This is a genomic window from Cobetia sp. 4B (assembly GCF_018831605.1).
GTDB lineage: Bacteria > Pseudomonadota > Gammaproteobacteria > Pseudomonadales > Halomonadaceae > Cobetia > Cobetia amphilecti.
In genome coordinates this window covers 1096144-1108856 of the sequence record NZ_CP059843.1, presented here as the reverse complement: position 1 = coordinate 1108856, position 12713 = coordinate 1096144, and the positions used below count along the sequence as shown (strand labels likewise).

Sequence of the window (12713 nt, the reverse complement as noted above, 5' to 3'; positions counted from 1 at the left end):
GACCTGCTTCGCAACGAGACCCTCATAACAACAATCTCACACCCAGAGGCACATGCTCATGTCCTTCGAAAGGATTCGATTGTCCTCCCCCGGCTCGGGAGACACCTCATGCTGTCATTGATCGGCGTAGCCATCATCGTCATCGGCCTGGCACTGCGCCTCAATGCGCTGCTGGTGGTGCTGGTGGCAGGTTTCTCCTCCGGCCTGGTGGCCGGCATGTCACCCACTGAAATTCTCGCCGCGCTCGGTCAGGCCTTTACCGACAATCGCGCCGTCTCGCTGTTCATCATCACCCTGCCGGTGATCGGGCTGCTCGAGCGCAATGGACTGCGCGATCAGGCCGAACATCTGGTCCAGAAACTGCGGGCCGCCAGCGCCGGGCGCATCTCCTTCAGCTACCTGGTGCTGCGCAAGGCGACCAATGCCTTCGGTCTGCAGCTCGGTGGCCACCCGGCGATGATCCGACCGCTGGTCGCCCCGATGTCAGTCGGTGCCGCCGAACGTGATCTCCCCGAAGAGGCGCTGAGCTCGCCACGCTTCAAGGCCCTGAGCCAACGCATCCGCGTTCTGAATGCCGTCAGCGAGAACTTCGGCAACTTCTTCAGCCAGCTGATCTTCGTGGCTTCTGGCGGGTTGTTGCTGATCAAGAGTGTGCTCGACAAGAGTGGCGCCAGCGTCAGCCTGGCCGACATGGCGCTGTATGCCATTCCCACCGCGCTGGTGTCACTGGTGGTGGTCTTCGTGCTCTGCCGCCGGCTGGACGCACGCATTCGCCGTGAACATCAGCTGCTGCGCGGGGAATACCCCCAGCCCTCCGGCCAGACCAACGCGACACCGGGCAAGGACACCTTCACCACTTCTGCGACGGAGAGCCACTCATGAACGGTATCGACGCTCTCTACCTGATTACCGGCTTCGCCATCATGGCCTTTGCCGTCCTGACGCTCACCGATCGTGATCATCCGCGCAGACTCGGCACCAGTGCCTTCTGGATGATCTTCGGCATCAGCCTGGCATTTGGACAATGGCTGCCCGATGTCGCGGTCGGACTTGCCATGCTGGCGCTGGCGCTGCTGGCCGCCACCGGCCAGCTCGGGTTCGGCAACTATGGCCAGTTGAGCGATGAGGCGCGTCAGGCGCGCCGCAAGCGCTTGGGGTCGCGCCTGTTCATCCCCGCGCTGGTGATTCCGGTCGGCACCTTCCTTTACACCCTCACGACAGGTCAGAGTGCGCTGGTCGGCCTGGGCGTCGCAACGGTACTGGCCTTTGCCGTGGCGCTGCTGCTGCTGCGCGAGAGCCCGGCGACCGGCATGCAGGAAGGTCGCCGTCTGGCCGATGCCATCGGCTGGGCCGCCATCCTGCCGCAATTCCTGGCCGCCCTTGGCCTGCTGTTCGATCAGGCCGGCGTCGGCCAGACCATCGCCGGGCTGGTCTCGAGCGTGGTGCCGGATACCAGCCTGATCGCCTGCGTGATTGCCTACTGCGTCGGCATGGCCGTGTTCACCATGCTGATGGGCAACGGCTTCGCGGCCTTTGCGGTCATCACCTCCGGTATCGGCTATCCGCTGGTCATCGCGCTGCATGGCGGCAACCCGGCCATCGTCGGCGTGCTGGGCATGCTGTCCGGCTACTGCGGCACGCTGATGACGCCGATGGCCGCCAACTTCAACATCGTGCCGGCCGCCCTGCTGGAACTGGATGACCGCTACCACATCATTCGCGCACAGATACTGCCTGCGCTGGTCATGCTGGCCGCCAACATCAGTCTGATGCTGCTGCTGGCCTTCTGATCTCCCACTCTTACCCGCACATCGATCACCGCCAGCCGTGACCCGCGGTGATCGATGCCAGCCAAGGAATTTCATCATGCGTCGTCTGCTACTCTGCGGCTTCGAGCCCTTCGGCACGGATAGCGTCAATCCCGCCCTCAAGATCATCGAACAACTGGACGGCCAGACACTGGCCATTCACGACCAGCCCGGTGAGCGCTTCGAGATCATCACCTGCCGGGTGCCGGTGACACGCTACGCCGCGATTGACAGCGTCATCGAGGCCATCGGCCAGCACACCCCAGACACCGTGATCATGCTCGGTCAGGCCAGCGGTCGCAGCGCCATCACGCCGGAGCGGGTCGCCATCAACCTGGATGACTATCGCATCAAGGACAACGGCGGCCACCAGCCGGTGGATGAGCCCATCGAGGCCGATGGCCCGGATGGCTGCTTCACCACCCTGCCGATCAAGGCGATGGTCAACGACCTCCAGGCGGCGGGCCTTCCCGCCAGCGTCTCCTACACGGCAGGCACCTTCGTCTGCAACCACCTGTTCTATGGGGTGCAGCGGCAACTGGCGGATAGCCCCATCCGCTCCGGCTTCGTGCATATCCCGGCGCTGCCCGAGCAGAGTGTCGATGGCCGCCTGCCGACCATGAGTCTTGAAAGCATGCTCGAAGGCGTACGGGTGATGTGCGTCAGCGCCATGTCCCATCAGAAGGATGCACGCATCGGCGGTGGCAATATCAGCTGAGCGCCACCATCGCGTCGCGGCTGAACGCCCGACTCCGACAGCTCCCCTGCAAGCCGGCATGCGTTACAATGCCGGCTTTCCCATTTCTGGCAGGTGGACACGATGACTCCCGAGACACACATCCTGGTGCTGTATACCGGCGGAACCCTGGGCATGGTGGAAAGTGAACAAGGACTGGTACCTGCCGGTGACTTCGATACACGTCTGCGCGCAGCACTGGAACAACTGCCCCCCAGCCGTCGTGGCCGTCTGCCCGCCTTCACCCTGCGCGAGTTTCCACAGCTGATCGACTCCTCCTCCGCGACACCGGCGGACTGGCACACCATCGCCAGCCAGATCGCGGACGCCTACGACAGCTTCGATGGCTTCGTCGTCCTGCAAGGCACCGACACCCTGGCCTGGACCGCCTCCAGCCTCGCCTTCCAGCTCAAGGGTACCGCGCGCCCAGTGATAGTCAGTGGTGCACAGTTGCCGCTGGAAGCCGAGCACAGTGACGCGCTGGGCAATGTCGAGCTGGCACTCACCGCCGCCGCCCAGCCGACCCTCAATGAAGTCGTGGTCGCCTTCGGCGGACAGTTGCTGCGTGGCGTGTGCACCCGCAAGTGGTACACCCAGGACCACCGCGGCTTCACCACGCCCAATGCGCCGCTGCTGGGCGAATGGGTCGATGACCGCGTCGTGCTCTACCCCGGCCGCCTGATGGATGATCAAGGCCCCGCCTTCGAGCTGCCCGACTATGCCCGCCTCGGCAAGGACAGCATCATTCGCCTGCCGCTCTACCCCGGCATCAGCGCCGAGAGCGTGCGTGTGCAGTTGATGCGCCCCGAGGTCAAGGGCGCCGTGCTGGAGCTGTGGGGCAGCGGCAATCTGCCGGAAGACAGCGAGCTTTTGGGGGTGTTGGCCGATGCGCGTGGCGAAGGCAAGCTGCTGGCCGGTATCAGCCAATGTCCGCACGGGCCGGTCACCATCGGCCACTATGCCGCCGGCGCAGGCCTGGCCACTGTCGGCGTGCTATCAGGCGACGACATGACGCTGGAAGCGGCCTTCACCAAATTGCTGCATCTCGTGGCGCTCGATCAGGACGAAGACTGGCAGCGGGAACGCTTTCTGATGCCCTTGGTAGGCGAGCGCGCCAGCGGCCTGCTGTGAGTCCTGGCGACCCCGCGTGTCGCTGAACTCTTGTCGCTGATCAGGACGCCAACCAACCTTCAGCGTTGACCGATAGATAACGGAAAGCCCCCGCCAGGCATGCCTGACGGGGGTTCTCTGTTTGCGCTGATAGGCCTTGGCTAATCCTTCACGCCAAGGCCAAATCAACAGGGCCAGCTGGTTCACCGGATCAACCGAATCAGCCGGTGTTGCGCAGACCGGCGGAGATACCGGCCATGGTCACCATCAGCGCGCGTGACAGCTCGGCGGAGATGGCGCCATCGGCGTCGCGGTTACGCTGCAGCAGCTCGGCCTGCAGACCATGCAGCGGGTCGATGTAGGGGTTGCGCACATCGATGGCCTGACGGATCAACGGCATATGCTCAAGCAGTGCCTGTTGATCGCGGATCTCCAGCACCACCTTCTCCAGACGCTCGAGACGATCCCGCAGCGATTGCCCCAGCGCCTTCAGGGCCGGCTCATCGACCAGACGCTGCTCGTAGTAGGCCGCCGTCGAGAGGTCGGCCTTGGAGAGCAGCATCTCGAGCATGTCGACGTAGGTGGAGAAGAACGGCCAGTCGTTCATCATCTCGCGCAGCACTTCCAGGCCGCCCTCTTCCTGCATGCGCGTGGCGAAGGCCTCGCCACTGCCCAGCCAGGCGGGCAGCATCAGACGAATCTGGGTCCAGGCGAAGATCCACGGGATCGCACGCAGCGTCTCGACGCCACCATCCTGACGACGCTTGGCGGGGCGTGAGCCCAGCGGCAGGCGTGCCAGTGCGGTTTCCGGCGTTACCGAGCGGAAGTACGGCACGAAGTTCGGGTCTTCACGCACCACGCCGACATAGGCCTTGTGCGCGATACCGGCCAGGCGGTCCATCTCGTCACGCCATTGCTGCTTGGGCGCCGGCGGCGGCAGCATGCTGGCTTCCAGCACCGCGCAGACATAGATCTCCATCGAGCGGCTGGCGATGTCCGGCAGACCGAACTTGAAGCGAATCATCTCGCCCTGCTCGGTGACGCGCAGCGAGCCGGTCACCGAGCCCGGCGGCTGGGACAGGATCGCCGCATGCGCCGGGCCGCCACCACGACCGACCGTACCACCACGGCCGTGGAACAGGGTCAGTTCGACGCCGTGGCGCTTGGTGACTTCCACCAGCGTTTCCTGGGCGCGGTACTGTGCCCAGGCAGCCGCCAGCTGGCCGGCGTCCTTGGCGGAGTCGGAGTAACCGATCATCACTTCCTGACGATCACCGGCCTGCTCGCGATAGATCGGCATGCCCAGCAGCGTGTCGATGACGGGGCCTGAGCGGTCCAGATCATCCAGCGTCTCGAACAGCGGCGCGATCGGCAGGCGCACATCACCGCCGATCTCCTTCATCAACAGTGCCACCGCCAGCACATCGGAGGCCTGACCGGCCATCGAGATGATGTAGGTGCCCAGCGCCTCGCGATGCTCGCGCGCGATGACCTTGAAGGTATCCAGCACCTCGCGCGTGTCGGTGGAGCATTCCCAATGACGCGGGATCAGCGGGCGACGGCCAGCCAACTCCCTGGTGAGGAAGTCACAGCGCTGCTGCTCGTCCCACTCGAAATAGCTGCCCAGCCCCAGCGTCTGGCTCAGTTCATCGAAGACCTGCGCGTGGCGCGTGCTTTCCTGACGGATATCGAGCTTGGTCAGGGTGACACCGAAGCAGGCCACGCGGCGCAAGGTGTCGAGCAGTGCGCCGTTGGCGATGGTGTCCAGCCCCACATCGCACAGCGAGCGGTAGCAGGCCAGCAGCGGCGTATACAGCTGCTCGCGGGTCTCGATGATATCGACACCTTCGTGGCGCTTGCCGTCCAGGCCCGCCTTGGCCCAGTCACGCGTGCTTTCCATGCGCAGGATCAGGCGGCGCAGGATCTCGCGATAGGGTTCGGCCACATCGCCGGCCTCGGCACGCAGGGCGGCCGTGCACTTCCACATCGACAGCTCCGACTTGAGCTGTTCGAGGTCGCGAAGGTAAAGGTCCGCCGCCATCCAGCGTCCCAGCAGCAACACGGTCCGTGTCACGCTGGCGGTGACATTGGGGTTGCCGTCGCGGTCACCGCCCATCCAGGAGGCGAAGCAGATCGGTGCGGCATCCAGCGGCAGACGTTCGCCGGCGGCGTCCAGCGTCATCTCGTCAAGCTGACGGTGGAAGTCCGGCACCGCTTGCCACAGCGAGTTCTCGATGGTGGCAAAGCCCCACTTGGCCTCATCCACCGGCGTCGGACGCTCGTGGCGAATCTCGTCGGTGTGCCAGGCCTGGCTGATCAGCTCGGTCAGGCGTGCACGCGCGAGGGTCGCCTGTTCCGGGCGATCACAGGCGCCTTCCATCTGGGTCAGACAGCCTTCGATGGCATCGTATTTCTGGATCAGGGTGCGGCGGATGACTTCCGTCGGGTGCGCCGTCAACACCAGCTCGACACGCATCGCCGAGAGCTCCTCGACGATCTTCTGCGCGCTGAAACCACGCTCGCGAATGCGCGTGATCAGCTCGCCGAGGTCCGGCTGGCTGCCGGGACGATAATCCTCGACGCGCTTGAAGCGGCCACGGTAGTGCTGCTCGGCGATGTTGGAAAGATTCAGAAACTGGTTGAACGCCCGGGTGACCGGCAGTAGATCACCATCCGGCAGATCACGCAGATAGTCGATCAGCTCATGACGGGCGGCCTGATCGCCCTGCTGGCCCTGTTTGGCCAGGGCGCGGATGCGCTCGATGCGTGCGACGAAGTCATCGCCGAGGTCGGCCGCGATGGTCTGGCCGAGGTTGTCACCGAGAATACGCACGTTATCGCGCAACGATTCATGCAAGTCGTGACTCATGAAACCCTCCTTGGGAGTGACGGTGCTGCCGCGGTCATCTTCCCCTGTCACCAGGGGCACACAGTCAGATAGCTGACAACAGATTCCCTCATTGCGCAAAGACACCTGATGACAACCGGCTGAGGGAAGACACCGGTCTGGCGCTGGTGAAGACACTGGCGCGAAACGGAAAGACCCGCGGCGCAGCAGACCGGAAAGCAGGACAAGACTCGCGTCCTGATCGCTTCCCCTCAGCATACGACCGCGGGCCTCGGCTCCACAATCCGACTATCGCGTAAACTTACTACATTTTTCCAAATGCCCTTTTCCCAATACCCTGCGACGACGCTCCCTCACCGAACCAGCGGCGTCACCGGACGCGCTGCTGACGTCGCACCCTCGCCCTGTCGCGCCTGCTCAGCCGCACGCTCCCGGCGCTTGGCCTCATCCCAGTGCGCATCCATCTCGGCAAGCGAGGCCTCATCCAGTGTGCGCCCTTGCCCGGCAATCGCGGCTTCCACATGGCGGAAGCGTGATTCGAAGCGCGCATTGGTGGCGCGCAGCATCTGCTCCGGGTCCGCCTTGAGGGTACGCGCGAGATTGACCACCGCGAACAGCAGATCCCCGACCTCCTCGCGCGCATGGGCCGTATCACCCTCGGCCAGAGCTTCCTCGACTTCGCCGAGCTCCTCACGAATCTTGGCCAGCACGCCACTCGTGTCCGGCCAGTCAAAGCCCGAACGCGCGGCCTTCTTCGAGAGCTTGGCCGCCCGCGTCAGCGCCGGCAGGCCCAGTGGCACGCCATCCAGCACGCTGTCGCCGGCAGTCTGGCTGGCAGGCGCGTCAGCGGACTCCTGCTGCTTGAGCGACTCCCACTGGGCGTTGAGCGAGCCTTCGTCGACCTCATGAGTGGCGATGCCCTCCCGGCGCGACGCGAGGGTGCCATCCGGGAAGACATGCGGATGGCGGTGCAGCATCTTCTCGGTCAGCACATGGATCACGTCGTGGAAATCGAAGCGTTGCTGCTCACTGGCGATCTGGGCGTAGAAGACGCCCTGAAACAGCAGGTCACCCAGTTCCGCCGGCAGCTCCTCGAGCACGCTGGCATCGGCCGCGGCGCGCTCGATGACATCGGCGACCTCATAGGCCTCCTCCAGGGTGTGAGGCACCAGACTCGCGTAATCCTGGCGGCTGTCCCACGGGCAGCCGTACTGCGGGTCACGCAGCACGGCCATCAGGGTCAGCAGGTCATCAAGGGTGTAGCGCGTATCGGCTTGCCTGCCTGCACCGACATCGACACTGGCATCGAATCGGCGACTCATGCCTTGTCGCCCCCGACCCGCAGGCGCTTGACGTCGATGATGTTGGGCAACTGCTGGATGCGGGCGAACACGCGCCCCAGCACGTCGAGATTCTCGACTTCCAGCGTGATCTTGAGCGTGGCGATGTTGTCGAGCTGATCGGTGCGCGTGTTCACCGACAGCACATTGACCTTGTCGCCGCTCAGCACGTTGGTGACATCACGCAGCAGACCGGAGCGGTCCCAGGCCTGGATCTCGATATCGACCGGATACTGGTTGCGCGAACGCTGACCCCAGTCGACATCGACGATGCGACGCGGCTCATCCGAGCGCAGCTGGATCAGGTTCGGGCAGTCCTGACGGTGCACGGTCACGCCGCGCCCCTGGGTGATGAAACCGGCGATCTGATCGCCCGGCACCGGGTGACAGCAGTTGGCCATGGTGGTCTTCAGATTGCCGACCCCCAGCACCATGACGGCGTCGGGCTTTTCCTTGCCCTGCGGCTTGCGCTGGCGCAGCAGACGCTCGAGCTGCTCCTGATCATCGGTATCGCCGAACAGCTGCTGGGCCTGATGCAGCACCTGGCCGACGCGCAGATCGCCCGCGCCGATGGCAGCGTACATGTCATCACGCGTCGGGTAATTGACGGCGTTGGCCAGCTTGTCGCGGTCGAGATTCTCCAGCGCCAGCCGCGAGAATTCCTTCTCGAGCAGCGCCTTGCCCTCATCGACGTTCTGGTCGCGTGCCTGCAGCTTGAACCAGGTCTGGATCTTGGCGCGGGCCCGCGAGGTGCGTACATAGCCCAGATTCGGGTTGAGCCAGTCGCGGCTCGGGCCACCCTTGGTGGCGGTCAGGATCTCGACCTGCTGGCCTGTCTTGAGCTTGTAGGTCAGCGGCACGATGCGTCCATCGACCTTGGCACCCCGGCAGCGATGACCGACCTCGGTATGCACGCGGTAGGCGAAGTCGATCGGCGTGGCGATCTTGGGCAGGTCGATGACATGCCCCTCCGGCGTGAAGACGTAGATGCGGTCCGGCGCAACATCGGAGCTCAGCCCCTGACGGATCGCCTCCTGACCGCCGTTCTCGCCGACTTCGTCCTGCCACTCGAGCACCTGACGCAACCAGGCGATCTTGTCCTCGTAGCTGCGGCTCTTGTGGCCGACATCGTGGCCCTTGTAACGCCAGTGGGCACACACGCCCAGCTCCGCCTCCTCGTGCATGTCGAAGGTACGGATCTGGATCTCGATGACCTTGTTGCTCGGCCCCACCACCGCAGTGTGCAGTGACTGGTAGCCATTCTTCTTGGGGTTGGCGATGTAGTCGTCAAACTCATGCGGCACGTGGTGCCAGCGCGAGTGGACGATCCCCAGCGCCGTGTAGCAATCGCTGACGGTGCCGACCAGAATCCGTACCGCGCGCACGTCATACACCTGGGAGAAGGCGATGCGCTTGATCTTCATCTTCCGCCAGATGGAATAGATGTGCTTGGCGCGGCCCGCGACATCGAAGTGCTTGATGCCCTGCTCGCTCATCAGAGTGCGCATCTCGACCAGCAGATCGGCGATGTAGTGTTCACGCTCCAGACGCTTCTCGGACAGCTGCTTGGCGATGGTCTTGTATTCATCCTCCTCGCGGTAGCGGAAGGACAGGTCCTCCAGCTCCCACTTGAGCTGACCGATGCCCAGGCGGTGCGCCAGCGGGCCGTAGATATCGAAGACTTCGCTGGCCACGCGCATGCGCTTCTCGCGCGGGGCATCCTTGACGTGACGCAGGGCGACGGTACGTTCGGCGATCTTGATCAGCGCGATGCGCACGTCATCGATCATCGACACCAGCATCTTGCGCAGATTGTCCTGCTGGTCATGCTGCGCCATGCCATGGCTCGGCGCCTGCAGCTGACTGATGGCGGCCATGTTGAGCACGCCATCGATCAGGCGGGCCACTTCCTTGCCGAAATGCTTCTCGATGGCCTCAAGCCCCAGATGCCCTTCACGTACCGCGCGATAGAGCACGGCCGCGACCAGCGCCGGCTGGTCAAGCTTGAGTTCCGACAGGATGTCGGCCATCTCGAGACTGAAACGGAAACTGCGCAGCGGCTCGCGCCACGGCTTGTCACCGCGGGCGTCCGCCTCGCGCGCCACCTTGAGCGCCACTTCACAGGCCTGCACCATGACCTCGGCATTCACCGACGGGACTTCCTCGCGCAGTCGCGCGACCCACACCGGGATGTCCACACCACCGCTATCGGTCAGCGGCTGATCTTCGCGCACCTTGACCATGACCCTATGTCCTTGAATATCTTGCCATCTTGATGACAGTGCCCGAGGGCACCGCCTCAGTCTTCCGCCCGCTCCAGCAGCAACATCGATTCCAGATGTGCCGTGTGAACGAACATGTCCGCCATCAGGGCACGCGTGACGCGATAACCGGCGTCCTGCAACAGCCGTGCATCACGCATCAACGTGGTCGGGTCACAGGCGATGTACAGCACACGCTGCGGCACTCGGCTGACCCTCCCAGCATGCAGATCACGTGCCAGCTCCTCGCAGAGAGGCTGAGCGCCATCACGCGGCGGGTCTAGTACCAGAAGGTCGATACCCTCGAGTGACGGCAGGGCCTTGCTCAGATCCGCTCGACGTGCACTCACCTGAGCCAGTCCGTTGGCTTCGGCATTGACCATCAGCTGATCGACCATGCCCTGACTGCCCTCGATGCCCGTCACCTCACTGGCGCCGGCCGCGGCAGCCGCCAGGGTCAGGTTGCCGACACCGGCGTAGAGATCCATCACCTTGAGGCCGCTGACGTCGCCCAGCCATTCGAAGGCGGTGTCGATCAGGCGCTGATTGAGCGCCGCATTGACCTGCACGAAGTCGCCCGGCGAGAAGGCAAGACGCAGCGTCGTTGCGCCGATATTCAGCGAATACGCGGCGTTCGGCGTACCCGACAGCCACTCCAGCACCACCGGATCACGCCCGACCCGCCAGCCGACCACCAGGCCGTGCTGCTCGGCGAAGGCCTGCCAGCGCTGCGCATCACGCGGCACCGCCTTGAGCTGGCGTACCACCACGATGACCTGCCCTTCGGCAGCGGTCAGCTCCAGATGGCCCAGACGCTTGGGTGCCTCGAGGCTTTCGATCAGCTCACGCAGCGGCGCGAGCAGGCGGTCCAGCTCCGGCACCAGCACGCTGCAGGTGGTGATATCGACCAGCTGGTTGCTGCCGCGCCCCCGGAAGCCGAACTGCAATTCACCGGCATCGGTCACGCGTACGCCGATACGCGCGCGACGGCGATAACGGCTTTCATCTTCGCCCAGCGGCTGAATCTCGGGCAGCGTCACGCCATTGCGTGCCGCATGTTCGCCCAGCACCTGCACCTTATGGGTGCGTTGGGCATCCAGCGCCATATGCTGCAGGTCACAGCCGCCACAGCTGCCGAAATAGGCACAGGGCGGCGTCACGCGACTGTCAGCCGCGTTGTCACGTGCACGCACATGCGCCTCATTGAAGCGCTTGTGGGTGCGGTGGATGGCCAGCGTCACGCGCTCGCCGGGCAGGGCCTGATCGATGAACTGGGTCTTGCCGCTCTCGTCATGGGCGATGCCGCGCCCGTCATGGGCCAGGCGGTCGACCGTCAGCCACTGGCTGTCGGCGTCGCTGGCATTGCGGGTGCCACGACTGGCCACTTCCTTCTCGCGACGGGTCGGCTTGCGCGCCGGTCGCTTCTGTCCGAGCAGCGCCATCAGGAACGCTCCCCTGCGACAGCTTCATTGTGGGGCGTGTCCTGCTGAGTCATGTCGTCGTCCTGGGTATAGAGGCCTGTCGAGAGATAGCGGTCTCCCCGGTCACAGACGATGAACACGATGACCGCATTCTCGACCTGCTCGGCGAGCTTGAGCGCGCCCGCCAGCGCACCACCGGAAGAGACACCGGCCAGAATGCCTTCTTCGCGCGCCAGGCGGCGCATGCAGACTTCGGCTTCGTGCTGACCGATATCCAGCGTGCGGTCGATGCGTGAGGCATCGAAGATCCGCGGCAGATACTCGGCAGGCCAGCGGCGGATACCCGCGATGCTGGCGCCTTCGGCAGGTTGCAGGCCGACGATCTCGATGGCCGGATTCTGCTCCTTCAGGTAGCGCGAGGTGCCCATGATGGTGCCGGTGGTGCCCATCGAGGACACGAAGTGCGTGATGCGTCCGTGGGTCTGCTGCCAGAGTTCCGGCCCGGTGGTGCGGTAATGCGACAGCGGATTGTCCTGGTTGGCGAACTGATCCAGCGCCTTGCCCTCGCCACGCGCGATCATCCCCTCGGCCAGGTCCCGCGCGTGCTCCATGCCATCGGCTTCGATCAGCGTGGCCCCGTAGGCACCCATCGCCTGCTTGCGCTCGCTGGAGGCACTGGCCGGCATCACCAGCACCATGCGGTAGCCCTTGATGGCCGCCGTCATGGCCAGCGCGATACCGGTATTGCCGGAGGTCGCTTCGATCAGGGTATCGCCGGGAGAGATCTCGCCGCGCGCTTCCGCCTCCTGGAACATGGAAAGCGCCGGACGATCCTTGACCGAACCGGCGGGGTTGTGACCCTCCAGCTTGGCCAGCAGCACATTGTTGCGGCCCGCGGTGATGCGCGTCAGGCGCACCAGCGGCGTGTTGCCGACGACATCTGCAAGACTGGGATAATCGGACGCGCCAGGGATGGCGTCACCGGGGGTTTCGCTGAGATGAGACATGAGAGGCAGACTCCAGAGACGCCGCGCCCGGACAGCCGAATGACAGCGGTCAGGCGCTGGCATCGGGACCAAGGACGAACGGGGGGCCGCGTCGGGGTGTAGATGATGCGCGCAGTATATCGCTCCCGCCCAGCCCTGTCAGGGCGCTCGCCATCGCTTCGCTCAAGAGCGCGAGGTATGCT

Annotated in this window: 9 protein-coding genes; 4 read left to right on the top strand and 5 right to left on the bottom strand. The window is 64.6% G+C overall.

The window, feature by feature from the left end:
* Nucleotides 1-108: 108 nt before the first annotated feature.
* The 4 genes from H2O77_RS04700 (at nt 109) to H2O77_RS04685 (ending at nt 3675) form a co-directional block, all read left to right on the top strand.
* Nucleotides 109-882 carry a DUF969 domain-containing protein gene (locus H2O77_RS04700; RefSeq protein WP_215824012.1) on the top strand — a complete coding sequence of 258 codons (774 nt, stop codon included), beginning with the start codon at nt 109-111 and terminating at the stop codon, nt 880-882.
* On the top strand, nt 879-1790 hold the full coding sequence (locus tag H2O77_RS04695; RefSeq protein WP_215824011.1) for a DUF979 domain-containing protein: 912 nt from the start codon (nt 879-881) through the stop codon (nt 1788-1790). The genes H2O77_RS04700 and H2O77_RS04695 overlap by 4 nt, the downstream gene beginning before the upstream one ends.
* 76 nt (nt 1791-1866) lie before the next feature.
* Entirely contained in the window at nt 1867-2526 is a 660-nt protein-coding gene (gene pcp / locus H2O77_RS04690; protein WP_215824010.1) for a pyroglutamyl-peptidase I, read from the top strand.
* A 102-nt stretch (nt 2527-2628) separates the two neighbouring features.
* The gene (locus H2O77_RS04685; protein WP_215824009.1) at nt 2629-3675 is read left to right on the top strand and encodes an asparaginase; all 1047 of its coding nucleotides are present in this window, start codon (nt 2629-2631) and stop codon (nt 3673-3675) included.
* 199 nt (nt 3676-3874) lie between these two features.
* Here H2O77_RS04685 and ppc read toward each other — a convergent pair whose 3' ends face one another.
* From ppc to cysM, 5 genes are all read right to left on the bottom strand, one after another.
* Nucleotides 3875-6523 carry a phosphoenolpyruvate carboxylase gene (gene ppc, locus H2O77_RS04680; protein ID WP_166019312.1) on the bottom strand — a complete coding sequence of 883 codons (2649 nt, stop codon included), beginning with the start codon at nt 6521-6523 and terminating at the stop codon, nt 3875-3877.
* A 332-nt stretch (nt 6524-6855) separates the two neighbouring features.
* Complete coding sequence (gene mazG, locus H2O77_RS04675) at nt 6856-7824, bottom strand: nucleoside triphosphate pyrophosphohydrolase (protein ID WP_215824008.1); 969 nt, start codon at nt 7822-7824, stop codon at nt 6856-6858.
* Nucleotides 7821-10085: a GTP diphosphokinase gene (gene relA / locus H2O77_RS04670; protein ID WP_043331860.1), complete on the bottom strand. Its 2265-nt coding sequence runs from the start codon at nt 10083-10085 to the stop codon at nt 7821-7823. Before relA ends, mazG begins: the two co-directional genes overlap by 4 nt.
* 56 nt (nt 10086-10141) lie before the next feature.
* Nucleotides 10142-11545, bottom strand: coding sequence for an RsmD family RNA methyltransferase (locus H2O77_RS04665; RefSeq protein ID WP_215824007.1), 1404 nt, complete (start codon nt 11543-11545; stop codon nt 10142-10144).
* A complete protein-coding gene (gene cysM, locus H2O77_RS04660) occupies nt 11545-12531 on the bottom strand; it encodes a cysteine synthase CysM (protein WP_084589251.1) in 987 nt (328 codons plus the stop codon). Before cysM ends, H2O77_RS04665 begins: the two co-directional genes overlap by 1 nt.
* Nucleotides 12532-12713: the final 182 nt, after the last annotated feature.